Below are 24,834 nucleotides of genomic sequence, written 5' to 3' on the forward strand. Positions count from 1 at the left end.
ATTATATTAATTTTGAATTGATACAAAAGAAATATTGCATGAAACTTCTGAAACAACTCTGCAGCATACACGCACCGTCCGGCAACGAAAAAAAGCTATCCGATTTTCTGCTTAACTACATTGAAGAACAGAAAGTTCAGTGGAAACAACAACCTGTGGTAGTTTATGGAGAAGGTTTTCAGGATTGTATTTTGTTAATATTTGGCAAGCCCAGGACGGCCATTTTTGCGCACATCGATACAATCGGCTTCACGGTGCGCTATGGCAGGCAGCTGGTAAAAATCGGTGGACCTGACTTGCAAACCGGTTATACGCTGGTGGGTGAGGACGCAAAGGGAAAAATTGAGTGTACGCTAGAGTTTGATGAAGACGAGCACGAGATTAGCTATAAGTACGAACGTGAGATAGAACGGGGGACAGAGCTTGTGTTTAAATGCGATTTCCGGGAAACAGAAGAAACCGTGCAATCCTGTTACCTCGACAACCGATTGGGGGTATGGAGCGCTTTACAAGTCGCTGAGACTTTGGAAAATGGCATCATCGCGTTTAGTAGTTGGGAAGAGCATGGCGGGGGTTCGGTGGCCTACCTGGCAAAATACATCTCAGAGCGGTATGGCGTGCATCAGGCACTTATCTCGGATATTACCTGGGTAACCGAAGGTGTAAAACCAGGAGAGGGTGTTGCAATTTCTATGCGCGACAGCCTGATACCCCGCAGGTCTTATGTTGAGAAAATTATAGGTATAGCCAAAGACTCGGGTATACCTTATCAGTTGGAAGTAGAAGGTGCCGGCGGAAGTGATGCCAAGGAACTGCAGCACGGCCCATACCCCTGGGATTGGTGCTTCGTTGGTGCGCCCGAGGACAATGTGCACAGCCCAAATGAAATTGTTCACAAGAAAGACATTGAGAGCATGGTAGCGCTGTACAAGGAGTTGATGGTAAAGTTGTAGACGAGTATAGGTTAGTGTGGCCAAAGATCATATGGAGCCAAAGAAGTGTGAGCTTAGTGAAGAGAAACTTGAAAAGATGCAGCAGGGTGGTATATATACTGTATGTTGTTTTGTAAGCGACTGTCCTTGTGAGGCTAAATCTGCCACATGCCCGCGAGGCTTTTTCTCATTATTTATTCAGGCAATATATGGTATTGACTTAGCTCATCGCAATGGTCTTTCTTATTACATAGATTTTGGTAACCATCCTTACTTATATACTGACCCCTCAATAGAAAATCCTAATATTTGGAATTACTATTTTGAGCAGGGCAATTTAAGTGAAGGAGCTCTGGTTCATATAACAAGCAATTCGTTTAGAGAGGTTTATCCGCTTCGTATTTGGAGACGTAAGCATTTCATTCGCATGCATGGCTTTGTACAGCAGCTTGTGTTCAAGAAAGAAATAGCACAAAAGCTGCTCGATAAAAAGGTTTTTTTTGATGCGAATAAGATTCTCGGCGTACAAATACGGCGAACCGATCATGGGAAAGAAATTGATCCTGTACCCACAGAGACATTTTTGAGTGAAATCGATAGAAGGCTTCATAAATATGACTACCTGTTTGTGTCTACAGATGACAACAGGACACTTAACTTGTTAAAGAAGAAGTATGGCAGTAAGCTGCTCATTAATGATGTATTTCGCTCGGATAATGATGAAGCTGTTCATGCTAATTTAAAGTTTTTGAATCGCTATAAACTAGGCGAAGAGGCAATTTTGGATTGCTACTGCTTATCCCTCTGCAGGCACGCTATCCTAATGCAGTCAAACATATCGTATGCAGCACTGCTTTTTAATCCTACACTTTCCTACACATTATTAGAAGTGGCACGGTTTAAAGATAGGTTCAAAAGGCGTGTTTACGCATGCTTAGATAGTATCTATACTCTGTTCCCTCTCGCTAAATTCTAATCCTGACCCGTCTTTGCTACCTCGTTGACTACCAACTATAGTGGCCCTTTTGTGCCTTTTTATGTGTTAAGGGGAGATTTATTGGATGTGTATAATTCTCTTAAGTAAATTCCTCTGCAAAAGGCTTAGTAATAAGAGAATAAATGATGAATGATAAAAGTAGCTTTGAAAGCAAATATTTGGAAAAGTCAAATGAATAGGCTTTCTTTAATAGCTCTATATAGCAATTTTCCGAATCTGAACCCTTTTAACAAAACTAACTCTTACTGAATGGAACCTATTCTCTACGCAATTCCTGGATTTGGTGTGGCAGCTCTCATCTATACCTTTATCAGGTCGGCCTGGGTAACGAAGCAAGCAGCAGGCAACGAACGCATGACGGAGATCGCCCGCCACATTTCCGATGGCGCAATGGCTTTCCTGAAGGCGGAATACAAAGTGCTTTTCTATTTCGTAATCATCGCCAGCATATTCCTTTTTTACCTGGGCTATACCGGTGAGAAATCACACTGGACCATTGTACTAGCCTTTATCATGGGTGCTCTCTTTTCTGCCGTAGCTGGTTTTATAGGTATGCGCATTGCCACAAAGGCCAATGTGCGTACGGCAGAGGCAGCACGCTCAAGCTTGTCTCGCGCCCTTAGCGTATCGTTTGCGGGTGGTTCGGTAATGGGTATGGGCGTGGCTGGTCTGGCTGTACTGGGCCTGGGCTCGCTCTTTATCGTGCTTTACTACTTCTTTGTTCACAGTGTGAATGGCAGTGTGAATGGTCACGAAATGGAAGTGGCATTAGAAGTGCTCACCGGTTTCTCGCTGGGTGCTGAAAGTATTGCCCTTTTTGCGCGCGTTGGCGGTGGTATTTATACCAAAGCAGCCGACGTGGGTGCCGACTTAGTAGGTAAAGTAGAAGCAGGTATACCAGAAGACGATCCGCGTAACCCCGCTACCATTGCAGATAACGTGGGTGATAACGTAGGCGACGTGGCAGGTATGGGAGCTGACCTTTTCGGTTCGTATGTGGCTACTATTCTGGCAACGATGGTGCTGGGTCGTGAAGTAGTTTCTGAAGATAATTTCGGCGGCATGGCCCCGATCATCCTACCAATGTTTATCGCTGGCCTAGGTATCTTGTTCTCCCTGATCGGTATGCTGTTCATCCGGGTAAAAGAAGGCGGTGACGTGCAGGGTGCTCTAAACTTAGGAAACTGGATCTCTGTTGCCCTGACGGCGGTTGGCGCTTACTTCGCTATCCACTGGATGCTGCCGGAAAACATGAACCTGCGTAACTTCGAGTTTACTTCAAACGGTGTTTTTATCGCTGTGATTGTAGGCCTGGTTGTAGGTACTTTGATGAGTATTATTACGGAATACTATACGGCCATGGGCAAAAAGCCTGTTAATTCGATTGTGCAGCAGTCGTCTACTGGTCACGCCACCAACATCATTGCGGGTCTGGCGGTAGGTATGCACTCTACAGTGTTGCCTATCATCGTGCTGGCTGCCGGTATCGTATTGTCTTATGCTTCTGCCGGTCTTTACGGTGTGGCTATTGCAGCAGCCGGTATGATGGCAACTACTGCCATGCAGCTGGCTATCGACGCATTCGGTCCTATTGCTGACAATGCCGGTGGTATAGCCGAAATGAGCGAGCTGCCAAAAGAAGTGCGCGGTCGTACCGATATTCTGGATGCCGTAGGGAACACCACGGCCGCTACCGGTAAAGGCTTCGCGATTGCATCAGCGGCTCTAACCTCACTGGCCCTTTTTGCTGCTTTCGTAGGTATAGCCGGTATCGAATCCATTGACCTTTACAAAGCGCCTGTGCTGGCCGGCCTGTTTATCGGTGCCATGATTCCGTTCATCTTCTCGGCATTGTGTATTGCGGCAGTAGGCCGTGCGGCCATGGCTATGGTGCATGAAGTGCGCCGCCAGTTCCGCGAAATTCCAGGTATCATGGAAGGCACAGGTCAGCCTGAATATGAAAAGTGTGTGGCCATCTCCACAAAAGCGGCTATCCGTGAAATGATGTTGCCAGGTGCTATTGCCCTGATCGTGCCTGTGTTAGTGGGCTTTGGTTTCAGAGATGTATTTGCAGATACGCCTTCTGCCGAGATCCTAGGTGGTCTGCTGGCCGGTGTAACCGTGTCGGGTGTGCTGATGGCGATGTTCCAGTCCAACGCCGGTGGCGCCTGGGACAATGCCAAAAAGTCGTTTGAGAAAGGCGTAGAGATCAATGGCAAGATGGAGTATAAAGGCTCTGACGCCCACAAAGCTTCCGTAACGGGCGATACCGTAGGTGACCCGTTCAAAGACACATCCGGTCCTTCTATGAACATTCTGATCAAGCTGATGTCGATCGTGTCGTTGGTAATTGCACCTCACATAGCCACGGAGCGTACCCCGGCTATACCTGAAGAACCGAACCTGAACATGCAACTGGAGCATGAGGCGCCAGCTACCGGACAGGTCATTAATCCTGAAAATACAGTTGTTATAGCTGGGATTACAGCCAGATAACCTGTATATTACCTGTAGGTATAAATAAGCCCATCCTTTCGGTTGGGCTTATTTTTTATTATCCGTACCTTTGTTTACCAACAAGACCTATACGCTATATGGAGCCCCGCACCATTACGATACACGATTGTGAGTTCAGTACCTACATGTACGAAGAAGAAATCATTGCACGCATAGTGATGCTGGCAGAACAAATTGAGCAGGACTACGCTGGCAAGAATCCACTTTTTCTGGCCGTGTTGAACGGATCGTTCATGTTTACGGCCGACCTGATGAAGCGCATCAACATCCCATGCGAGATCTCGTTTATCCGCATGTCGTCTTACCAGGATATGCAGAGCACTGGGCAGGTAAAAGAGGTGCTGGGCCTGACAGATAACATCGAAGGGCGTGATGTGGTGGTCATTGAAGATATTGTGGATACGGGCCATACCATAAATGCGCTTTTGCAACAGCTGAACGAAAAGAATCCTTCATCCATCGAGGTTATTACCCTGCTTATGAAGCCGGAGTGCCTGCAGCATCAACTGGATGTGAAGTATGTTGCCAAATCTATACCGAACGATTTTGTGGTAGGCTACGGACTGGACTATAATGGCCTGGGCCGCAACCTGCGCGATATTTACAAAATTGTGTCTTAGAGAACCAGAGCTGGCAGAGGCATCAAGCACCGCACAGTACCAGGCGCGACTCAAAAAATATTGAACAATACACCGATTTTATACTTAAATTTGTTTTTTATCATAAATCAAAGATATGCTCAACATCGTTTTGTTTGGCCCTCCTGGTGCTGGTAAAGGTACGCAAAGCCAAAAGCTGATAGATAAATATAACCTGATCCACCTTTCTACCGGCGATTTGCTTCGGTCAGAGATTGCCGCTGGTACTGAACTGGGGATGAAAGCGAAGTCTCTGATGGATAACGGATTGCTGGTGCCCGACGAAGTGGTGATCGGCATGATCGAGAATAAAGTGAAGGAGCACAGCCACGCAGGTGGTTTTATCTTTGACGGCTTCCCTCGCACGGTACCTCAGGCGCAGGGGCTGGACAAGCTTTTGATGGATCATGGCACTGAAATCTCCTGCATGATCGCCCTGAAAGTGGACGATGAAGAGCTTACCAAGCGTCTATTGCTGCGTGGACAAACTTCCGGCCGTTCTGATGACCAGAATGAGGAACTGATTCGCAAGCGCATTCAGGAGTACAACACCAAAACCACGCCGGTGGCCGACTATTATGCCGGACAAGGCAAGTTCTGCGCAGTGGACGGAATCGGCGAGATCGAAGAAATTTTTGGTGAGATCTGCGAGCAGGTCGACACGCTGAAAGAAAAGCAGAAGTAACATTCCGAAGCGGCTAACTTAGACTTCATACAGAAAGGTATAAGCAAACCGGAACTTTGATGCTCCGGACTTGCTTATACCTTATAATTTATACCTATTAGCATTACTTGCATTGGCTCAATCCAACTTTATTGATTACGTAAAAATCTGTTCCCGCTCCGGACACGGCGGTGCCGGTTCTGCACACCTGCACCGCGATAAACGCACCGCTATGGGAGGCCCAGACGGTGGCGACGGTGGCAGAGGAGGCCATATTATCCTGCGCGGCAATTCCCAGTTGTGGACCTTGCTGCACCTGCAATACCGCAAGCACGTAATTGCCGAAAATGGTCTGGGCGGTGGCCCGAGTCACTCAACAGGTGCACAAGGCAAAGATGATGTGTTGGAAGTGCCACTCGGAACAATTGCCCGTAACGCCGAAACCGGCGAGTTCATGTGCGAGATTACCGAAGACGGACAGGAGATTATCCTGACGCCGGGCGGACGTGGCGGCCTTGGCAATGCGCACTTTAAGTCACCGACCAACCAGACACCGCGCTATGCCCAGCCGGGTGAGCCAGGTATAGAGGAGTGGGTAATTCTGGAACTGAAACTTCTGGCCGATGTCGGCCTGGTAGGGTTCCCGAATGCCGGTAAATCTACCTTACTGTCTGTGGTATCGGCGGCCAAGCCGAAAATTGCAAATTATGCATTTACGACACTTGAGCCAAACCTGGGTGTAGTCGCTTACCGTGATTACCGGTCCTTTGTAATGGCCGATATTCCAGGTATCATCGAGGGTGCATCAGAAGGAAAAGGCCTTGGTCTGCGTTTCCTGCGCCACATCGAGCGTAACTCCATGCTCCTGTTTATGATCTCATGCGACAGCCCGGATATAGCGGAGGAATATAAAATACTGGTGAACGAGCTGGAGACTTTTAATCCGGAGCTACTAGACAAGAAACGTATTCTGGCGATCACCAAAACCGATATGATCGATGATGAGCTGGAAGCGGAGATGCGTGAAACTTTGCCAAAGGATATTCCAGCGGTGTTTATCTCCAGCATGACGCAGAAAAATATTACGCAATTAAAAGATATGATTTGGTCAGCGCTCAACTCGTAGTCCGTCAGTCTTCATACAAATACATATCGGTAGAGGCTGCAAGGCTTGCTACCGATTTTTTTTAGCAGCAGCATCTATCAATTAATAAATGCCAATCTGGCACAAAATCAGAATTGGCAAGACAATTGAAAAGACAAAATAGACCTATCAACCTATAATTCTTAAGGCATTATGTCAGAGAAAGATATCAAGAAAGAGCAGGAAAACGCAGAACTACAGGATAACACTGCCAACACAGAAGAAAATAACGGACAGGAGCAGGCGGAGGAGACAGTAGAAGAAAGTGGATCTGAAACCCAGGCCGAAGCCGAACTGGCAGAAATGAAAGATAAATACATCCGCCTGATGGCCGAGTTTGAGAACTTCAGACGCCGCACCAACAAAGAGCGCATGGACCTGCTGAAAACAGCAAACGAAGATTTAATGAGCGAACTGTTGCCTGTGCTGGACGATATGGAGCGTGCCCGTCAGTCGATGGAAGCAACTAAAGACGTAGATGCCTTGTTGCAGGGCCTGGAGCTGGTGTTTCATAAACTGAAGCATGTGACGCAACTCAAAGGTTTGAAGCCGATCGTGATCAACGCAGGAGATAATTTTGACAGCGACTATCATGAAGCTGTTACCCAGATCCCGGCTCCATCAGAAGAACTGAAAGGCAAAATAGTAGACGTAATTGAGAAGGGCTATACCTTGAATGAAAAGGTAATCCGCTTCGCGAAAGTTATCATAGGAGCTTAATCAATGGCTAAGAGAGATTATTATGAGGTTTTAGGTGTAAGCAAAGGAGCAAGTCCGGAGGAGATTAAGAAGGCTTACCGTAAGCTCGCTATTAAGTTTCACCCCGACAAGAACCCCGACGACCACACGGCAGAAGATAAGTTTAAGGAGGCAGCTGAGGCATACGAAGTACTGAGCGACCAGCAGAAGCGTCAGCGCTACGACCAGTTTGGCCATCAAGGCATGAACGGCGGTTTCGGCGGCGGTGGCGGTATGAACATGGAGGACATTTTCTCCCAGTTCGGCGACATCTTCGGCGGCGGAGGTGGTGGCGGCTTCGAGAGCTTCTTTGGCGGCGCTGGCCGTCAGGGTGGCCGACGTACCCGCAAAGGCAGCAACCTGCGCATCAAGCTAAAACTCAACCTTGAGGAAATTGCCAACGGCGTTGAGAAGAAAATAAAAGTAAAGCGCTATGTAGCCTGCGCTACCTGTGGTGGTAACGGCGCCAAGAACGGCACTGACATGCAGACCTGTGGCTCTTGCCAGGGTTCAGGTCAGGTACGCAAGGTGGTGAACACCATGCTGGGCCAGATGGTAAGCACGGCAACTTGCCCTACCTGTAACGGCGAAGGCCGCATTGTAACCAAAAACTGCGAAGCCTGCCACGGCAGCGGACGTGAGTTGCAGGAAGAAGTGATCACGATCAACGTACCGGCCGGTGTAATGGACGGCATGCAGCTTTCCATGAGCGGCAAAGGCAACGTGCCGGAGCGTGGCGGTGTGCCGGGCGATCTGCTGATTCAGATTGAAGAAGAAGAACACCCAAGCCTGAAGCGCGATGGCAACAACGTGATATTCGACCAGTACATCAGCTTTGTTGATGCTGCACTGGGTGCCGATATCGAAGTGCCGACTATCGGTGGCCGCGTGAAAATCACGATCAAGCCGGGTACGCAGAGTGGCGAAATTTTCAGGTTGCGTGGCAAAGGCGTGAAAGACATCAACGGGTATGGAAAAGGCGATCAGTTGATCCACATCAACGTGTGGACGCCAAAGACGCTGAGCAGCGAGGAGCGTGCCGCACTGGAGCGCCTGCGTGATTCCAACAACTTCGCACCACATCCGGGTAAAAGCGATAAAGGCTTCTTCGAAAAAGTAAAAGACTATTTTCAGTAAGCTTTTAAAGAACCAAATAAACAAAAGCCTGCCTTTTCAGTAGAGAAGGCAGGCTTTTGTTGCTTATATAAGGCAGCACCCGAATTTGGTATAGCCTATACCTGCGTTAGTCGATTAAGTATAGTGCTTTGTTGATATCGCTTGTCACTCAGCCCCAAAAAGTCTATTTTTGAACATACCAAAAGGTTATAAGCATTGAGCATTCTTAAAATTGACGGTGTGACCAAGCGATACGCCAATCACACTGCCCTCGATAACGTCAGTTTTGACATACCGGCGGGCTGTATTTTTGGCTTACTGGGGCCAAACGGGGCAGGCAAAACGTCCCTGATCCGCATCATTACCCAAATAACCGGTGCCGACTCCGGCGAAATATTCTTTAAGGGTGAGAAACTTCGGCCTTCGCACATCAAGTCTATGGGCTACCTGCCCGAGGAGCGTGGTCTGTACAAAAAAATGAAGGTTGGCGAGCAATTGCTATACCTTGCTCAACTCAAAGGATTGACCAAAGACGAGGCCACGGCCAGAATCAAAGAGTGGGTGCTGCGTTTCGAGATAAAGGAGTGGATGAACAAGAACATCGAGGACCTTTCAAAAGGAATGCAGCAGAAAGTGCAGTTTATGGCCACGGTCATGCACGAGCCTTCCCTGATCATTCTCGATGAACCTTTCTCTGGTTTCGACCCGATCAACGCCAACCTGATCAAGGACGAAATCCTGCGCTTGCGTGATAACGGGGCGACCATCATCTTCTCGACGCACCGCATGGAGTCGGTGGAGGAATTGTGCGATAACATTGCCCTGATCAACCGCTCCCGCAAGGTGCTCGACGGACCGGTGCGTGAAATCAAAGACACGTACAAGACCGATACATATCAGGTGATTGGCAACGGGCAATTGCTCATCACGTCACCGGACTTTGAGGTGCTGGAGCAGCATGATAACCATGGTGTGTTCCGCGCTTCTATCCGTTTGCTCGATGGCGCTTCGCCAAACGACTTGCTGCGTTACCTGATCCAACGCGTGGAGGTGCACTCTTTTGTGGAGCTGGTGCCGAGTATCAATGACATATTTATCCGAAAAGTAAAAGAAACCTACCATGCATAAGATCTGGCTCATCATACAACGTGAATACCTGACACGCGTGCGGAAGAAAAGCTTCATCATCATGACTTTCCTGACACCGCTGTTGCTGGCCGCTTTCATGGTTATACCTGCCTGGCTAGCCACTGTTTCCAACAGCGATGACGTGGTGATGGTGCTGGACGAAAGCGGACTCTTTGCAGATAAGCTGGAAAGCAAAGAAGACCTGAAAATTATACCCATAGCTGCCAGTTCGCTGGAGCAGGCTAAAACGGCTTATCAGGAAACCGACTATACCGCCTTGCTGCACATTCCAAAATTCGACCTGGACACGCCGGAAGGTATACGCCTTTACTCCAAGAAAAACACCAGTCTGCAAGTGAAGTTCAGGCTGGAGAACATGCTCGAGAAAGAAATTGAGAGCCAGCGTTTTATGGCCTCAGGTATAGACCGTGAGATGCTCAACAAGATGAAAGCCAACGTGACCATGACGACCGTGAATCTGAGCGAGAGCGGCGAACGCGACAGCAACGTATGGGTGACCTCGGGTGCGGGTATTACTGGGGCAGTGATCATATACTTCTTCATTTTCCTGTATGGCGTGCAAATTATGCGCGGCGTGATTGAGGAGAAGACCAACCGCATTGTGGAGGTGATGATCTCGTCGGTGAAGCCTTTTCAGCTGATGATGGGCAAGATTGTAGGTATAGCCGGCGTGGGCCTGACGCAGTTTTTGCTTTGGGTGGTGCTGTCGGCTATCGTGGTGAGCGGCGTGCAGGCAGCGTTCGGTATCAAACCGGCGCCTACTCCAATCGAGCAAATGCAGGCCGGACGGGATTTGGCAACAGGTGAAGAATCAACGCAAACAGAGGAAACCAGCCAGGCAACAACAATATCAGAGGTGAGCAGTGCCATTTCTAACCTGAACTTTCCGCTCTTGCTAGGTTGTTTCCTGTTTTACTTTTTAGGCGGCTACTTGCTATACGGTTCCCTCTTCGGGGCCATTGGCGCTGCCGTGGATAACGAGACGGATACGCAGCAGTTCATGTTCCCGATCACGATCCCGCTGATCATCTCCTTTATCATGTCTTACACCGTGGTGATTCAGAATCCGGACGGGCCTGTGGCGTTCTGGATGTCGATCATACCGTTTACGTCCCCGATCGTGATGATGGTGCGCATTCCGTTCGGTGTGCCTGCCAGCGAGCTCCTGCTCTCGATGGGACTGTTGATCCTGGGCTTCATCTTCACCACTTGGATCGCTTCCAGAATCTACCGCATAGGTATACTGATGTACGGCAAGAAGATCAACTACAAAGAATTGTCGAAGTGGTTGTTTTACAGGGTATAACCGATCAGGTATTGGTATAAAATTAGAATAGCTGGTTCTTCGGAGCCAGCTATTTTTTTGTAACTTGATAGGGGAAACTGCATATTTGACGATGAACCAGATAATAGAAATCCCGCTTAGCAAAGCAAAAATGATGCTCTTCTGTATGGGAGCCGTAGCATTCGTTGTTGCAGGGGTTTTCTTTGCAACCGAGCCGGCCAGATTTATATCTCCAATTTTCAGGAGTGAGGAGATTATCCGGATAGCTGGAGTTGCTGCTGTGCTATTCTTTGGGTTGGGCGCAGTGTACATCCTTAGAAAATTATTCGATAAGAAGGTAGGGCTGACGATTGATGAAGAAGGTATTACGGATAACTCAAGTGCGGTAAGCGTTGGTTTAATTGGGTGGCAGGAAATAACTGGCGTAGAAACACTGGAGATCGTATCGAATAAGATAATGCTATTGCATACTAACAATCCTGAGAAATATATGGCGCGTGCTACTAATATGTTCTCCAGGAAAGCAATGCAGACGAATTACAAGATGTATGGAACACCCTTTTCCATTACAGCGAACTCACTCCAGATTAAATATAAAGAGTTAGAGCGGCTGGTATGTGAAGAATTAGAAAACAGGAAAGTGCTCTAAACCACTGAGCCGAATAGTTTCCTAAACCAATAACCTGTTAAAGTTAATAACGAAAAGATGACTAATTTTTCCTTTCTCACACTCCTGCTGCTTATGTTCACTACAGGTATAGCCACTGCCACTGACAAAGACAAACCCGCCTACCAGCTTTTCAACGCGAAGGGCAAGCAGGTGAAGTATGGCAAAATGCTGGACGAATTGCAGAAGGCCGATGTGGTGCTGTTTGGGGAGCAGCACAACGATCCGATCGCGCACTGGCTTCAATTGGAAGTAGCCAAGGATCTGCACAAAGCCCACCAGCAAAGCTTTGCTATCGGTGCAGAAATGTTTGAAGCTGATGTACAACTGGTGCTGAACGAGTACCTGTCGGGGCAGGTGGCGGAGAATAACTTTGAGCAGGAGTCGAGGCCGTGGAATAACTACAAAACCGACTACCGACCGGTGGTGCGCTTTGCCAAAGAGGTGTCTATACGTTTCATCGCGACGAATGTGCCGCGCCGCTATGCCGCCATGGTATCAGCTGGCAGCCTGAAAGCGCTGGAAAATGTGTCGGCAGATGCCAAACGTTACATCGCACCGCTGCCCGTGCAGGTAGATATGGATTTGCCAGGGTATAAGAACATGCTCGCCATGTTCGGCAACAGCACGCATGGCAACACCAAAAGCGAGAATATTGTGCAGGCGCAGGCCCTAAAAGACGCGACTATGGCGCACTTTATTTTACAACAGGCAAACAGTGGCATAAAAATGCTACACCTGAATGGCGCCTATCACTCCGATAATTTTGAAGGAATTGGCTGGTATCTGAAACAGGGAAATCCGCAACTAAAAACGCTGACCATCACGACTGTACTGCAGGAAAACCTGGATAAGTTAACAGAAGAGCATAAGCAGAAGGCGGATTTTATACTGGTTGTGCCGTCGGGTATGACGCGGACTTATTGAGTTTGGGAGTTTAAGAATTTAGGAGTTTGAGAGTTAATCCATGGAATTCTTATTAGGTGACATTTTATTAGCCGGAGTAGGTTGGCTATACCTGCTAATAAGGTATAGGAAGAAAGAAGCTATTGCAAAAGTTCTGGCAGAAGAATATGAAGGAAGCTATAGTAAAGCTGGCAGTTCGCTAACGCTGAATATTTTCGACATGGTGCTAGCCACATTGCTTTTCGTTTTTCTGATAACTTTTATTTTCATCTAGTTGAAAGGTTCATCCCAGGTATAAAAACAACAAAGCCCGACCAATTGGCCGGGCTTTGTCTTTCTACTAAAGAGAAAGAAAGGTGTTTTTAAGCAGAGAATGAGCTTCCGCAACCGCAGGTACTCTTGGCTTGTGGGTTGTTGAAAACAAAGCCACGTGCGTTCAGGCCGTCCTGGAAATCAACTTCCATACCTAGCACATACATCGCATGCTTCTTGTCCATGATCAGGCTCAGACCGTCCAGGTTGTATACTTCATCAGTATCCTTTGCCTTATCAAAGCCCAGCAGGTACGACATACCTGAACAGCCACCGCCCTGCACGCCAATGCGCAGGCCGTATTCAGCAGGTACGTTCTTCTCTTGCATTATATTTCTAACCTCAACCAGCGCTTTTTCAGTAAGCGCTATCGGAGCAGTTTTTGTTTCAGTTGCCATGATCTGTTCAAATTTGAAATGGAGCTGCAATTTACGCAATTACTCGCAATTTTGCTGCGGCTCCCGAATGTATTAGCTAAACAGCTATACCTTGAAAATGATTCATGCCAACCTAAATTAATTTTTTCCGATATTTAAGGTTCAAAACAATTGCAAATGGAAGAGAGCACCAACATTATACTGGACATACTTAAGATTTCTATACCTGCCATACTAGTGGCCGCAGTAGCTTACTCGATGCTGAAAAGAGTTCTGGAGCGTGATTACAAATTGCGCCTGCTGGAACTGCGTCATAAGAATGCTGAGGTTGTAACCCCCATTCGTCTGCAGGCCTACGAACGCGTTGTGCTTTTGCTGGAACGCATCACTCCAAGTAATATGCTGTTGCGCGTGAGCGGCGGAGGACATTCTGCCGCCGAGTATCATCGCATTCTGCTCACCGAAATCCGCAACGAGTTTAATCACAACATGTCGCAACAGGTATATATGACCGAACAGTCGTGGCAGCAGGTACGGCACGCCCGCGAGGAAGTCGTAAATCTGATCAACAGATCTTTCCAAAGCCTCGACGAAAAAGCGAAAGGCACCGAACTCGCCAAACGCATCCTGGAAAATGTTCTCAACAACGAGATCGACCCAACCGCCAGAGCAATTAGCTATCTGAAACAGGAAATCGGGCAGGTGTTTTAAGTTAAAAAGTTGAGTGGTTAGAAAGGTAAAAGGTTGGAGGTATCCTGGAGGGATAGTTAAGATCCTGCCTGAATCGTGCAAATAATAGAATTGCCCGAAAAATTTATACCTGAAACATAGTCAAAAACAGGCTATAAAGATAGCGGTTCAAGAAAAAGCAGAAGCCAATAATAAGCACATCTTTCTAATATATTCTGCTAAAGTCATATGGCTGGTGTGAGGTATACTTTCACTGATTTGACAGAGTACGCTTCTATCTTAATACAAAATCCTGAACTTGATCGTAGCCGGTACCTGCTTCATTTCCTCAATCGCTTTCTTGTCGTACAGCTTGTCGATGTCGGTGATCACGTAGCCGATCTGTTCGTTGGTTTTCAGGTACTGGCCCAAAATGTTGACCTGATTACCGGCCAGCACGTTGTTAATATTGGCCAGCACTCCCGGCACGTTCTGGTGAATGTGAATCAGGCGGTGCGCATTTTTGAGCTCTGGTAACTGTATGTTCGGGAAGTTGACGCTCTGGTAGCTGTTGCCTGAATTGATATACTCCATGATACGGCTCGGTACAAACATACCTATGTTTTCCTGTGCCTCCTGTGTGCTGCCGCCGATGTGTGGGGTTAGGATGACGTTAGGCAGACCACGTAGTTCGCTGACAAACTCTTCGTCGTTGGTGGCGGGCTCGTAAGGGTATACGTCCACCGCAGCGCCATGTATCTTTCCTGATTTAATAGCCGCTACCAAAGCAGGCAAATCCACGATATGGCCACGACTCAGGTTCAAAAAGATGGCCCCGTCCTTCATGGCAGCAAATTCTTCGGCACCGAACATACCTTCATTACTGGTGCGGCCATCCACGTGCAGGCTAACAATATCAGCTATTTCGAGGAGATGTTTGAGTGTCTCGCATTTACGGGCATTGCCGAGCTGCAGGCGTTCTATCACATCATAATAGTACACATCCATTCCCAGCGCTTCGGCCAGCACCGAAAGTTGTGCACCAATGCTGCCGTAGCCTATTATACCTAGTTTCTTATCGCGCACCTCCACGCTGCCGGTCGCGGATTTATCCCAAATACCCTGGTGCATTTTGGTGCTTTTATCCACCACGTTGCGGCAGAGCATGATGATCTCGCCAATGGCAAGCTCCACCACGCTGCGGGTATTGCTGTATGGGGCATTGAACACGGCTACGCCTGCGTCAAGACAGGCCGTAAGATCGATCTGGTTAGTGCCGATGCAGAAAGCGCCGATACACATCAGTTTGTTCGCATGCTCAAGCACGCGCTTCGTTACCTGCGTTTTGGAACGTATACCTAGCACCGACACATTTTTGATGCGCTCGCAGAGTTCGTCCTCGCTCAAAGCACCCGATACAGTTTCGATCTGATACCCTTCACGCTTGAACAACTCCAAAGCCTTGGGGTGTACATTCTCCAGCAGAAGCACGCGAATCCGATTCTTAGGATAGGAGATGGCCATTGGCAGGTTGTGCTGGTACAGAAACTCATCCAGACTAGGAGCTACGTTATCGGCTTTGGCCACCACACTGTCGCGCACCACGTTTTCGGTGAATGCGTAGAACTTATTGGCTAGTCCCGCCTCCTTTATTTCGTAATCGGTATACCCATCGCCAAGCACGTATACATCCCCTTCCAGGGCCAGCTCTTCCAGTAGCTTTATTTTACCCCGGTCTAGGCAAAGCAGGTTCTCTTCATCAAAACCAATGATATTACCCTGCTCATCAAACTTAAAAGTATTGGCGTAAATATTCTCTTCCTTGATATCATACTCGGTCACGATCGGGGTGATAAACTCCTTGAAGCCACTCGACACAATCAGGATATTATCGGCGTAGGCTTTAAAGAACTCTTTGTTGCGTTTGATAGAGTCCGACACTCTGTTCTGCAAAAGGTGGATCAGGGGCTTCAGGTGACGGCGGTTGGCTTTGAGTAAGGCCAGACGCTTGGACAAACCTTCGGTAAACGAACTTTTTCCTTCCATGGCACTATTGGTCAGATCCATAATCTGCTGCAGAATTTCCGCTTTGTTCTCCTCGCCTTCGAGCGTTATTTCGCCCAGTTCATCCAGCGCCTCTACCTGTGTAAATGTGCTGTCGAAGTCAATGATGTAGTATTGATCTTTTGCCATGGTTTGGTCGGGTAATAGGGTAGTAGCTAGGTATAGGTATAGAAAAGGTATACAGGATGCTCACGCCATATTAGCTTAAGTGTTTCCCGATCCAGATCGCTCCTTTCGCTGAGGTGACAGTACTGGGATGATCGTGCACGACACCATAAAGTAAAGATAGGACATAAAAAAATCCGGCAACAGGTATAGCGGCCGGAATTTTTGTCTTTACTACTGAATTACAGTGGATTACTGGTTTCAGCCAATTGTGCGTCGATGATGCGCTGGTAGAATTGCTCGTAGAGCGGCACGATCTTCTCAATGTCAAAGTCGTGGGCGCGAGCCAGAGCGTTTGCCTTGAAAGTTGGCAGATTGACATCATCGAGGATGAGCAGGGCGTTACGCACCATGTCATCCACATCGCCTACATTGCTCACAAAACCAGTGAGGCCGTGCACATTCAACTCAGGGATACCGCCGGCATTAGTCGAAATTACGGGTACTTCGCAGGCCATCGCCTCGAGTGCAGCCAGGCCAAAGCTCTCTTTCTCAGACGGCATCAGGAACAGATCGGCGATGGACAGCACTTCTTCCACAGCCTCCAGCTTCCCCAAAAAGCGCACATCGTTGTAAATATTGAGATCGCGGCATAGCTTCTCCATTTTAGGGCGCTCAGGTCCGTCTCCCACCATCAGTAGCTTGGAAGGCACTTGCTCACGCACTTTGGCAAAAATCCGGATCACGTCCTCCACACGCTTCACGCCCCGGAAGTTGGAAGTATGCACCAAAAGCTTTTCGTTGTTCGGGCCGATAGCCGCTCTAAAGTGCTCTTTTTTCTGGCGTTTGAATTTGTTCAGATCAATGAAGTTAGGTATAACCTCAATCTCTTTTTCGATCTGGAAGAACTCGTAAGTCTCGGTACGCAAACTTTCTGAAACAGCCGTTACGCCATCCGACTGGTTGATGCTGAACGTCACCACCGGCTCAAAAGAAGCGTCCTTGCCCACCAGCGTAATATCCGTGCCGTGCAGCGTCGTGATGATAGGTATGTGGATACCCTTGGTGCGCAGGATCTGTTTGGCCATGTAGGCCGCCGAAGCATGGGGTATGGCATAGTGCACGTGCAGCACGTCGAGTTTCTCGAAACGGGCGATATCTACCATTTTACTGGCCAGCGCCAGTTCGTAGGGTGGGTACTGGAACAGCGGGTAATTCGGGATATAAACTTCGTGGTAGAACAGGTTCTCGTTGAAGAAGTCGAGCCGGGCCGGTTGGCTGTAAGTAATAAAGTGTACCTGATGCCCTTTAAGGGCCAGCGCCTTGCCGAGTTCAGTGGCGACTACGCCGCTTCCCCCAAAGGTAGGGTAACAAACTATTCCGATTTTCATGGTTTTATGCTGAGGAAACAACAAGTGCAGCCCCACGCGGAGCTGCACTTGTTAACAATCCATTCTATGTTAAGTTTTAGGAACAATCGATTTATAAATCACATCGTGTATACGGGTGCGGATGTTATACTTCACCAGTTTAGAATTGCCTGCGTCTGGGTATACCCTGTTACTCAGGAAGATGTAGATCAGCTGGTTCTCCGGATCAACCCAGGCGCCTGTACCTGTGAAACCTGTATGGCCGAAGGTAGCTTTCGAAGCTAAGTTCGAAGTCGGGCCGTTGCCGTCCGGATCGGGCTTGTCCCAGCCCAGGCCGCGGCGGCTGGTGGTGGACTGGCGCTTCGAGAACTCAGTCACCACCGGATTGTTGTAGAACTTGTGGCCTCCGTAGTTGCCGTTCTGCAGGTTCATTTGCAGGAGCACAGCCAAATCGTTGGCGTTGGAGAATAAGCCAGCATGGCCGCCTACACCGCCCATCATGGCAGCGCCCTGGTCATGCACCGTTCCCCATATCAGGTTTTTGCGGAAGTAATTGTCATCCTCGGTCGGCACAATCACATCGCGATGGTGCTTCAGGAGTGGGTTATAGGTCATGGTGCTCAGGCCAAGCGGACCGTAGAAGTTCTGATCCATGAACTCGTTCAGCGGCTGGTTCAGCATACGCTCCGACATACGCTTGAGAATATAGAACCCCAGATCGCTGTACTGATAGCTATAGGTCTTGGCAGCTTTAGGCTTCACCAGCAGCGGCGAGCGCACGGTCCAGGCCCATAGCGAGTCCTCCATTGATTTGATGGAGTAGATGCCGGGCACCACTTCGTTCGGGAACACATCATTTTGAGCGCTGGCGTAGAAGGTCTGGTTCAGCTGCAGCTTATCCAGCGTTTTCTGCCAGTGCGGTATACCTGCACGCAGACCCGACTGGTGCGCCAGCACATCGCGGATCACGAGATTGGCCTTGTTGGTGCCTTTCAGCTCCGGCAGGTATGTCGCTATTTTTTCATCGAGGTTGATCTTGCCTTGGTCTTTCAAGAACATCACGGCCTGCAGCGTAGCTGCCACTTTGGTGATGGACGCAATATCGTATACCGTGTTGTTGGTTACCGGCTTTTTCTTATCATAGGTATAGTGGCCGTATGATTTGTTGAAAATCACAGTACCGTTCTTTACCACCAATACCTGAGCGCCCGGCGTTGCGGCATAGGCAATGGCTTCTGTGGCGATGTTGTCGATCTGAGTCAGGGTCCTGGAGTCCATACCTACGCTTTCCGGTGTGCCGTACTTCAGGCGACCGAGGGAAGGCGTGGCTATACCTGTACCTGCCTTTAGACTAGCCGAAGCAGTTATCGGCAGTTTGCCTTTGGCGGCGCGGGCTCCAAACAGCACCTGCGGCACCAGCGACTGCGAAATCGGGTTGTCTTCGTATCCAGCCACCAGCCACTCGCTCTTGTCGAAGAACTTCAGGCTATAGGCGTTTCCAAACACGGCTACCACTACTTTTTTATCGGTGCGATCCTGTAGATATTTAATGAAAGCACGTGTACCCAAGCCGATACCGAAGTCGCGGAAAGGGGTGTTGTTCATGCCGTGCACACTTACCACTACCACATCATGGTCCTGCAGTTTAGATATAAGTTTAGTGAAGGCAGTATCCGGAGCGAAGCGGTCTTTGATGCTAAACTTGGTTACCGGAGCGTAGTTGCCCAGTGTTTGCTGGAAAATGCTGTTCGGTCCCGTACCGATCGCCACCGATGCAATGCTCAAAGTATCAAGATTGCGGAAAGGAATGAGGTTACTTTTGTTGCGGGCAACGGTTACGGCATGTTCATAAAGCTGCTCCTGCACCACATTGCTCAACGGACGATCCACGTCTTGCTGCAGATTGGTCAGCGATACCGGCTTGTAATTGTTCAGACCGGCCCAGTACTTGGCATGCAGTATCTTACGCACACGCTGGTCAATGTCTTCCTGCTTAATTTGCTTGGCCGCAATAGCTTCGTTGATCTTGCGTAAAGCAGTTGGCACATCTTCCGGGAACAGCAATACGTCGTTACCAGCCATCAAAGCTTTTAAATCCACCTCACCAGGCTTGTAAAAGCTGCTCACGCCTTTCATGTTCAGGGCGTCGGTAAACACGAGTCCCTTGTACTTCATCTTTTCTTTCAGGAGTCCTGTTACAATGGGTTTGGAGAGCGTAGCTGCCTGGTTTTTAGTCGAGTCGATCTTGGGCATGTGCAGGTGCGCAACCATCACGCCCATCACGCCGGCCTCAAATGACTTATGGAAAGGGTATAGCTCCACCTCAGAAAGGCGTTTCATGTCGTGGTTCACCACCGGGAGGGTCAGGTGGGAGTCGGTGTCGGTGTCACCGTGGCCGGGAAAATGCTTGGCGACTGCGATTACACCGTGGTCCTGCAGGCCTTTAATGTAGGCTACACCACGTCGGGCCACTTCTTCTTTGGTCTCGCCGAAAGAGCGGTTGCCGATTACCGGGTTAGCCGGGTTCACATTCACGTCCAGTACAGGCGAGAAGCTTACGTGCACACCCATACGCTTCATTTTGAGCGCAATTTCACGGCCCATCAGGTATACATACTTGTCATCATCGAGCGCGCCCAGCGTCATTTGCTTAGCGAAGTGCATACTACTGTCGAGACGCATGTTCAGACCCCACTCGGCGTCCAAAGCGATCAGCGCCGGCACTTTTGCCTTGCTCTGGAAGCGGTTGGTTAGTTGCGCCTGCCGCACCGGGCCACCCTGCATGAACATGATACCGCCCACATTGTAGCGGGCTACAAGCGTATCGATCTGGCGGAAGTGTTTTTCGTCTTTGTTGGAGTAGGCAGCCACCATAAACAGCTGGCCCAGACGCTGATTGGGAGTCATAGATGTAAAGACACTGTCTACCCAACTTTGCTCTTTAGAAGCCACAATGATGTTGTCTGACGGAGTCAGTGACATCAGCGGACCCATGCCGAGAAAGATAAGTATAAGTAATCCTAAGCTAAAACTCTTCAACATCCTGTACTGGTATTATTATATTGGAACAAGTCGAAATTACCCCTATTTTTGCAGAAGGTGGTTCAAAAAACGAGAAAAATTATTTCCGGTCTTTTTTGCCTCCCTTAGGCGGTATGGCAGATGGTGCTTGTAAGTGCTAACGGCCCGAGAGTCACAAGTCATACAGCTTCTCTAGTTAAAATCAGAACCACATACTTTCTCTGATTTCCGATCGCGTTTTGCAACTGGTCTGTAAATTAGTAATAAAATTCGTTCTGAATAAGTTCTGTTTTGACAAAATAGTATATTCAAAAACCCGGCCGTTTTCGGAAATCGGGTGCTCCGAAGGGAAGATACCATCAAATTGAATTTGAAATAGCGGATGTCCGATATTATACACTTATTGCCCGATTACCTTGCCAACCAGATAGCTGCCGGCGAAGTGGTGCAGCGGCCTTCATCGGTGGTGAAGGAGTTGCTCGAGAACGCCATAGACGCCCGCGCTACCAGCGTGCAGCTGCTTGTGAAGGAGGCAGGAAAACAACTGGTGCAGGTAGTGGACAACGGAATCGGCATGTCGGAAACCGACGCCCGCATGTGTTTCGAGCGGCACGCCACATCTAAAATCAAATCCACCGAAGACCTGTTCCGGATCCGTACGATGGGCTTCCGGGGAGAAGCGATGGCCTCGATCGGGGCTGTGGCGCAGGTGGAACTTAAAACCAAGCCGCATGGCGCCGAAACAGGGACACGCCTGCTGGTAGAAGGGTCTACGGTGGTGTCGCAGGAGCCGGCTGCTATACCTGCGGGATCATCAATTGCTGCCAAAAATCTTTTCTATAACGTACCCGCCCGTCGCAACTTTCTGAAAACGAACGCGGTGGAGATGCGCCATATCCTGGACGAGTTTCAGCGGGTGGCGCTGGCGTACCCGGAAGTAGCTTTTACGCTGCACCACAACGATGTAGAGATTTTCAGTCTGCCGGCCGGTAAGCTGAGTCAGCGCATTGTGGGCGTGTTTGGCAACAATTACAAAGAGCAAATGGCCGGCTGCGAAGAAGAAACGCCTTTTATGAACGTACGTGGCTACATTGGCAAGCCAGAGTTTGCCAAGAAGACCCGGGGTGAGCAATTCTTCTTCGTGAACAACCGTTTTATCAAAAGCGGCTACCTCAACCATGCCGTGATGACGGCCTATGAAGGACTTCTGCCAAAAGACAGCCATCCGTTCTATGTCCTTTTCATCGACATTGAGCCGGAGCGCATCGACATCAACGTGCACCCGACCAAGACTGAAATCAAGTTTGAGGACGAGAAGACGGTATACGCCATTGTGCATGCTGCCGTGAAGAAATCGCTGGGAACGCATAACATTGCGCCTTCGCTTGATTTTCAGAGTGATGTGAACTTTGCGCCGTTACAGCCGATCCGGATGCAGCATGGGGGAGAAGGGTTTGAAAATGAAGGCACATTCTCAGGCTTTAAAGCGCCATCCTCACCCAAAAAGGCTAGTACCAATGGCTGGGAACAGCTTTACGAACCTTTGCGCAATACGCAGCCAGTTGAGCAACAGGAAGAGCGAATCACGTCGCCATCAGGTATGGGCTTGCTCGACGATGCTTTTGCTGCGCCCATGACCACATCCAGCAAAACTTTGCAGGTGCATCACAAGTATTTGTTGGTGCAGGTGAAGTCAGGGGTGATGATCATCGACCAGCAGGCGGCACAGGAGCGGATTTTGTTCGAAAAATACATGGCCTCGCTGCAGAAAAAGATGGTGACCTCGCAGGCGCTTCTCTTCCCGCAGACCATCGAGTTGTCGCCCGCTGATTCGGCTTTGGTGAAAGAATTGCGGGCAGAGTTTCAGGAGCTGGGCTTTCAGTTCGAAGACTTTGGCGGCAATACCATCATCCTGAACGCTATACCTGCCGATGTGCAGGCGGCTAACGAAAAAGAGCTGCTCGAAGAGCTGATTGAACAGTATAAAAACAATCTGGCCACGCTCAAGTTGGATAAACGGGAGAACCTCGCCCGGGCCATGGCCAAGCGACTGGCTTCCAAACTGCAGCCACGCATGTCAGACCTCGAGATGAACTCGCTCGTAGACAAGCTGTTTGGCTGCGAAGTACCCAACTATACCCCCGGCGGACAAAAGACGCTGGTTATCATGGAGCTCGGTCAGCTGCATGAGCTTTTCCTGAAGGGGTGATTTTGAATTGTTAAATTGTTGATTGTTAAATTGTTGTTTTTGCTTTTCTGAGTTCGTTCTTAGGTATAGGTATAGCCAACAGTGTAGCAAGCGACGCGAGAAAAGAAGATAAGATGTTCAATATAACCCCCATGGTCAGGAACCTCCTGATCATCAACGTGGTCGTATTTATTTTGCAGGGTAATGTGTTTGATTACCGGCAATTTGCTTTGTACCATTTCGGCTCCGACTACTTTCAGCCGATTCAGCTTTTCACCCACATGTTTTTGCATGGCGGCTGGGCACACTTGTTCAGCAACATGTTCAGTTTGTTCATCTTCGGGCCTCTGCTGGAGCGTTTCTGGGGTTCGCAGCGCTTTCTGGCCTTTTACCTGATCACAGGCCTGGGAGCCAGTATGCTTTACTCGGGCGTGCGGGCTTATGAACTGAATACAATCGAAAACGAAGCAGTACAGTATATCGAAAACCCAACACCATCAAGTTTCTACAACTTTATGGAATCGCACTACGCGGGTGGGTACGAGAAACGTTTTGCGATAGAATACCAGCGCAATCCGGATAACGAAGGCTACATCACCGAAAGCAAAAAAGCCGTTACAGCAGTCTTTAATCAGGCGGTTAACGTGCCGATGCTGGGTGCTTCGGGGGCCGTTTTTGGTATCCTGATGGCATTTGGTATGCTCTTTCCGAATCTTGAACTTTTCCTGCTCTTCCTGCCCGTCCCCATCAAGGCCAAATATTTTGTGCTACTGTATGGAGGCTACGAACTCTACGCGGGCTTTAACAGGGTGCCGGGCGATAATGTGGCGCACTTCGCGCACCTCGGCGGTATGCTGTTTGCGTATATTCTTATTAGAATGTGGCAACGCAACGATTATCAGGATACGTAGTAATAAAAACAACAAGTATAAAATAGTAAGGCGCAGAAGCCTTTCCGCTCTTTTCAGCTAACAGGTATAATGAGTATCATCCAAGACATAAAAGACTCTTTCCGGCAGCCGAACAACACCCTGAAGCAACTGATTCTGATCAACGTCATCGTTTTTGTGACTTTGATCGTGCTTCGTACGGTGCTGTACCTGACCAGTAGCAGCTGGGCCTACACGGGGCTGATGCGCTTTATCGCGCTCCCCTCTGACCCACTCGTTTTCATCACCCGTCCCTGGACGATCATTTCGTATTTCTTTACCCACGAAGGCTTCCTGCACATCATCTTCAACATGCTCAACCTCTACTGGTTCGGGCAGCTGATTCGCGAGTATCTTGGTGAAAAGAAATTGCTTAGCCTCTACATATTAGGAGGTATCGCCGGTGGTTTGCTCTATATGCTGAGCTACAACCTGATTCCGTACTTTGCCGACCGCGCAGCCTATGCCGTGATGATCGGTGCCTCGGCCAGTGTGCTCGCGGTGGTCGTGTCGGCGGCTACGCTGATACCGAACTATACCTTCAACCTGATTCTGATAGGTCCGGTACGGATTAAGTACATCGCTGCTTTTCTAGTGATTTTGTCTATTTCCGGGGCTGTGGGCGATAATGCTGGTGGTAACATTGCGCACTTAGGTGGCGCGCTCTTTGGCTGGCTTTTCGTGAAGCAACTGCAGCGCGGCCGCGACATGGGGCGACCCTTACACAGCACCATGGATTTCATTACGAACCTGTTCAAGCGCCGTCCGAAACTGAAGGTAACGCACCGCCAGAAAGCTACAGTCGGGAATGATTCCCGCCCATCTTCTGGCTACCACACAGGGTATGCCGGTAAGCCCAGCCAAATGGAGATTGATCTGATCTTAGATAAGATTTCTGTGTCGGGTTACGAAAGTCTTTCTAAAGAAGAAAAACAGAAGCTGTTTCAGGCGAGTCAGAAGGATTAAAGCTAATTTTTCGCTTACCAGCGGGTATAGCTGCAGTTTTGCAGGTATAGCAAACTGTGGTGTTTCATAGTTTCGCCTGT

The 24,834-nt window shown here is 48.9% G+C and carries 21 protein-coding genes; 17 read left to right on the forward strand and 4 right to left on the reverse strand.

Annotated features, from left to right (window positions below; all coding sequences use genetic code 11):
• Window positions 1–38 precede the first annotated feature (38 nt).
• The 13 genes from K3G39_RS05905 to K3G39_RS05965 all read left to right on the forward strand — a co-directional run bounded on the left by K3G39_RS05905 (window position 39) and on the right by K3G39_RS05965 (window position 13,027).
• On the forward strand, window positions 39–953 hold the full coding sequence (locus tag K3G39_RS05905) for a M20/M25/M40 family metallo-hydrolase (RefSeq protein ID WP_220625250.1): 915 nt from the start codon (window positions 39–41) through the stop codon (window positions 951–953).
• 31 nt (window positions 954–984) lie between these two features.
• A complete protein-coding gene (locus K3G39_RS05910) occupies window positions 985–1,908 on the forward strand; it encodes a hypothetical protein (protein ID WP_220625251.1) in 924 nt (307 codons plus the stop codon).
• 270 nt (window positions 1,909–2,178) lie between these two features.
• Complete coding sequence (locus K3G39_RS05915) at window positions 2,179–4,425, forward strand: sodium-translocating pyrophosphatase (protein WP_220625252.1); 2,247 nt, start codon at window positions 2,179–2,181, stop codon at window positions 4,423–4,425.
• A 98-nt stretch (window positions 4,426–4,523) separates the two neighbouring features.
• Window positions 4,524–5,066 carry a hypoxanthine phosphoribosyltransferase gene (gene hpt, locus K3G39_RS05920; RefSeq protein ID WP_220625253.1) on the forward strand — a complete coding sequence of 181 codons (543 nt, stop codon included), beginning with the start codon at window positions 4,524–4,526 and terminating at the stop codon, window positions 5,064–5,066.
• 115 nt (window positions 5,067–5,181) lie between these two features.
• Window positions 5,182–5,769 (forward strand): adenylate kinase, encoded by a 588-nt coding sequence (locus K3G39_RS05925; RefSeq protein ID WP_220625254.1) that lies wholly within the window; start codon window positions 5,182–5,184, stop codon window positions 5,767–5,769.
• A gap of 112 nt (window positions 5,770–5,881) precedes the next feature.
• Window positions 5,882–6,874: a GTPase ObgE gene (gene obgE, locus K3G39_RS05930; protein WP_220625255.1), complete on the forward strand. Its 993-nt coding sequence runs from the start codon at window positions 5,882–5,884 to the stop codon at window positions 6,872–6,874.
• 171 nt (window positions 6,875–7,045) lie between these two features.
• On the forward strand, window positions 7,046–7,612 hold the full coding sequence (locus K3G39_RS05935) for a nucleotide exchange factor GrpE (protein ID WP_220625256.1): 567 nt from the start codon (window positions 7,046–7,048) through the stop codon (window positions 7,610–7,612).
• Between the two features lie 3 nt (window positions 7,613–7,615).
• The gene (gene dnaJ, locus K3G39_RS05940) at window positions 7,616–8,767 is read left to right on the forward strand and encodes a molecular chaperone DnaJ (protein ID WP_220625257.1); all 1,152 of its coding nucleotides are present in this window, start codon (window positions 7,616–7,618) and stop codon (window positions 8,765–8,767) included.
• A gap of 195 nt (window positions 8,768–8,962) precedes the next feature.
• Window positions 8,963–9,874 carry an ABC transporter ATP-binding protein gene (locus K3G39_RS05945; RefSeq protein ID WP_220625258.1) on the forward strand — a complete coding sequence of 304 codons (912 nt, stop codon included), beginning with the start codon at window positions 8,963–8,965 and terminating at the stop codon, window positions 9,872–9,874.
• On the forward strand, window positions 9,867–11,201 hold the full coding sequence (locus K3G39_RS05950) for an ABC transporter permease (RefSeq protein ID WP_220625259.1): 1,335 nt from the start codon (window positions 9,867–9,869) through the stop codon (window positions 11,199–11,201). Before K3G39_RS05945 ends, K3G39_RS05950 begins: the two co-directional genes overlap by 8 nt.
• Before the next feature lie 91 nt (window positions 11,202–11,292).
• On the forward strand, window positions 11,293–11,829 hold the full coding sequence (locus K3G39_RS05955; protein WP_220625260.1) for an STM3941 family protein: 537 nt from the start codon (window positions 11,293–11,295) through the stop codon (window positions 11,827–11,829).
• 57 nt (window positions 11,830–11,886) lie between these two features.
• On the forward strand, window positions 11,887–12,774 hold the full coding sequence (locus tag K3G39_RS05960; RefSeq protein ID WP_220625261.1) for a ChaN family lipoprotein: 888 nt from the start codon (window positions 11,887–11,889) through the stop codon (window positions 12,772–12,774).
• Between the two features lie 40 nt (window positions 12,775–12,814).
• Window positions 12,815–13,027: a hypothetical protein gene (locus K3G39_RS05965; protein ID WP_220625262.1), complete on the forward strand. Its 213-nt coding sequence runs from the start codon at window positions 12,815–12,817 to the stop codon at window positions 13,025–13,027.
• An 88-nt stretch (window positions 13,028–13,115) separates the two neighbouring features.
• Here K3G39_RS05965 and K3G39_RS05970 read toward each other — a convergent pair whose 3' ends face one another.
• The gene (locus K3G39_RS05970) at window positions 13,116–13,463 is read right to left on the reverse strand and encodes an iron-sulfur cluster assembly accessory protein (protein ID WP_220625263.1); all 348 of its coding nucleotides are present in this window, start codon (window positions 13,461–13,463) and stop codon (window positions 13,116–13,118) included.
• A 156-nt stretch (window positions 13,464–13,619) separates the two neighbouring features.
• Here K3G39_RS05970 and K3G39_RS05975 point away from each other — a divergent pair, with 156 nt between their 5' ends.
• On the forward strand, window positions 13,620–14,153 hold the full coding sequence (locus K3G39_RS05975) for a hypothetical protein (RefSeq protein ID WP_220625264.1): 534 nt from the start codon (window positions 13,620–13,622) through the stop codon (window positions 14,151–14,153).
• Between the two features lie 258 nt (window positions 14,154–14,411).
• Here the strand turns inward: K3G39_RS05975 and serA are convergent, their stop codons facing one another.
• The 3 genes from serA to K3G39_RS05990 form a co-directional block, all read right to left on the reverse strand.
• Complete coding sequence (serA, locus tag K3G39_RS05980; RefSeq protein ID WP_220625265.1) at window positions 14,412–16,304, reverse strand: phosphoglycerate dehydrogenase; 1,893 nt, start codon at window positions 16,302–16,304, stop codon at window positions 14,412–14,414.
• Window positions 16,305–16,522: 218 nt separating this feature from the next.
• The gene (bshA, locus tag K3G39_RS05985) at window positions 16,523–17,671 is read right to left on the reverse strand and encodes an N-acetyl-alpha-D-glucosaminyl L-malate synthase BshA (protein WP_220625266.1); all 1,149 of its coding nucleotides are present in this window, start codon (window positions 17,669–17,671) and stop codon (window positions 16,523–16,525) included.
• A gap of 69 nt (window positions 17,672–17,740) precedes the next feature.
• Window positions 17,741–20,692 carry a glycoside hydrolase family 3 N-terminal domain-containing protein gene (locus tag K3G39_RS05990; RefSeq protein ID WP_255594037.1) on the reverse strand — a complete coding sequence of 984 codons (2,952 nt, stop codon included), beginning with the start codon at window positions 20,690–20,692 and terminating at the stop codon, window positions 17,741–17,743.
• Window positions 20,693–21,053: 361 nt separating this feature from the next.
• Here K3G39_RS05990 and mutL point away from each other — a divergent pair, with 361 nt between their 5' ends.
• The 3 genes from mutL (at window position 21,054) to K3G39_RS06005 (ending at window position 24,754) form a co-directional block, all read left to right on the forward strand.
• Window positions 21,054–22,880 carry a DNA mismatch repair endonuclease MutL gene (mutL, locus tag K3G39_RS05995; RefSeq protein ID WP_220625267.1) on the forward strand — a complete coding sequence of 609 codons (1,827 nt, stop codon included), beginning with the start codon at window positions 21,054–21,056 and terminating at the stop codon, window positions 22,878–22,880.
• A gap of 131 nt (window positions 22,881–23,011) precedes the next feature.
• Window positions 23,012–23,770: a rhomboid family intramembrane serine protease gene (locus K3G39_RS06000; RefSeq protein ID WP_255594038.1), complete on the forward strand. Its 759-nt coding sequence runs from the start codon at window positions 23,012–23,014 to the stop codon at window positions 23,768–23,770.
• A gap of 69 nt (window positions 23,771–23,839) precedes the next feature.
• Complete coding sequence (locus tag K3G39_RS06005; protein WP_220625269.1) at window positions 23,840–24,754, forward strand: rhomboid family intramembrane serine protease; 915 nt, start codon at window positions 23,840–23,842, stop codon at window positions 24,752–24,754.
• Window positions 24,755–24,834 lie beyond the last annotated feature (80 nt).

The sequence above is a fragment of the Pontibacter sp. HSC-14F20 genome, assembly GCF_019599265.1.
Lineage (GTDB): Bacteria > Bacteroidota > Bacteroidia > Cytophagales > Hymenobacteraceae > Pontibacter.

Bases quoted from the DNA above. Each gene is read 5' to 3' on its own strand.
- serA (WP_220625265.1), bottom strand. From the start codon at position 16,304: ATGGCAAAAGATCAATACTACATCATTGACTTCGACAGCACATTTACA.
- K3G39_RS05910 (WP_220625251.1), top strand. From the start codon at position 985: ATGGAGCCAAAGAAGTGTGAGCTTAGTGAAGAGAAACTTGAAAAGATG.
- mutL (WP_220625267.1), top strand. From the start codon at position 21,054: ATGTCCGATATTATACACTTATTGCCCGATTACCTTGCCAACCAGATA.
- K3G39_RS05990 (WP_255594037.1), bottom strand. From the start codon at position 20,692: ATGTTGAAGAGTTTTAGCTTAGGATTACTTATACTTATCTTTCTCGGC.
- K3G39_RS05925 (WP_220625254.1), top strand. From the start codon at position 5,182: ATGCTCAACATCGTTTTGTTTGGCCCTCCTGGTGCTGGTAAAGGTACG.
- K3G39_RS05960 (WP_220625261.1), top strand. From the start codon at position 11,887: ATGACTAATTTTTCCTTTCTCACACTCCTGCTGCTTATGTTCACTACA.
- K3G39_RS05950 (WP_220625259.1), top strand. From the start codon at position 9,867: ATGCATAAGATCTGGCTCATCATACAACGTGAATACCTGACACGCGTG.
- K3G39_RS05965 (WP_220625262.1), top strand. From the start codon at position 12,815: ATGGAATTCTTATTAGGTGACATTTTATTAGCCGGAGTAGGTTGGCTA.
- K3G39_RS05905 (WP_220625250.1), top strand. From the start codon at position 39: ATGAAACTTCTGAAACAACTCTGCAGCATACACGCACCGTCCGGCAAC.
- bshA (WP_220625266.1), bottom strand. From the start codon at position 17,671: ATGAAAATCGGAATAGTTTGTTACCCTACCTTTGGGGGAAGCGGCGTA.
- K3G39_RS05975 (WP_220625264.1), top strand. From the start codon at position 13,620: ATGGAAGAGAGCACCAACATTATACTGGACATACTTAAGATTTCTATA.
- dnaJ (WP_220625257.1), top strand. From the start codon at position 7,616: ATGGCTAAGAGAGATTATTATGAGGTTTTAGGTGTAAGCAAAGGAGCA.
- K3G39_RS05955 (WP_220625260.1), top strand. From the start codon at position 11,293: ATGAACCAGATAATAGAAATCCCGCTTAGCAAAGCAAAAATGATGCTC.
- K3G39_RS05915 (WP_220625252.1), top strand. From the start codon at position 2,179: ATGGAACCTATTCTCTACGCAATTCCTGGATTTGGTGTGGCAGCTCTC.
- K3G39_RS06005 (WP_220625269.1), top strand. From the start codon at position 23,840: ATGAGTATCATCCAAGACATAAAAGACTCTTTCCGGCAGCCGAACAAC.
- K3G39_RS05935 (WP_220625256.1), top strand. From the start codon at position 7,046: ATGTCAGAGAAAGATATCAAGAAAGAGCAGGAAAACGCAGAACTACAG.
- hpt (WP_220625253.1), top strand. From the start codon at position 4,524: ATGGAGCCCCGCACCATTACGATACACGATTGTGAGTTCAGTACCTAC.
- K3G39_RS05970 (WP_220625263.1), bottom strand. From the start codon at position 13,463: ATGGCAACTGAAACAAAAACTGCTCCGATAGCGCTTACTGAAAAAGCG.
- K3G39_RS06000 (WP_255594038.1), top strand. From the start codon at position 23,012: ATGGTCAGGAACCTCCTGATCATCAACGTGGTCGTATTTATTTTGCAG.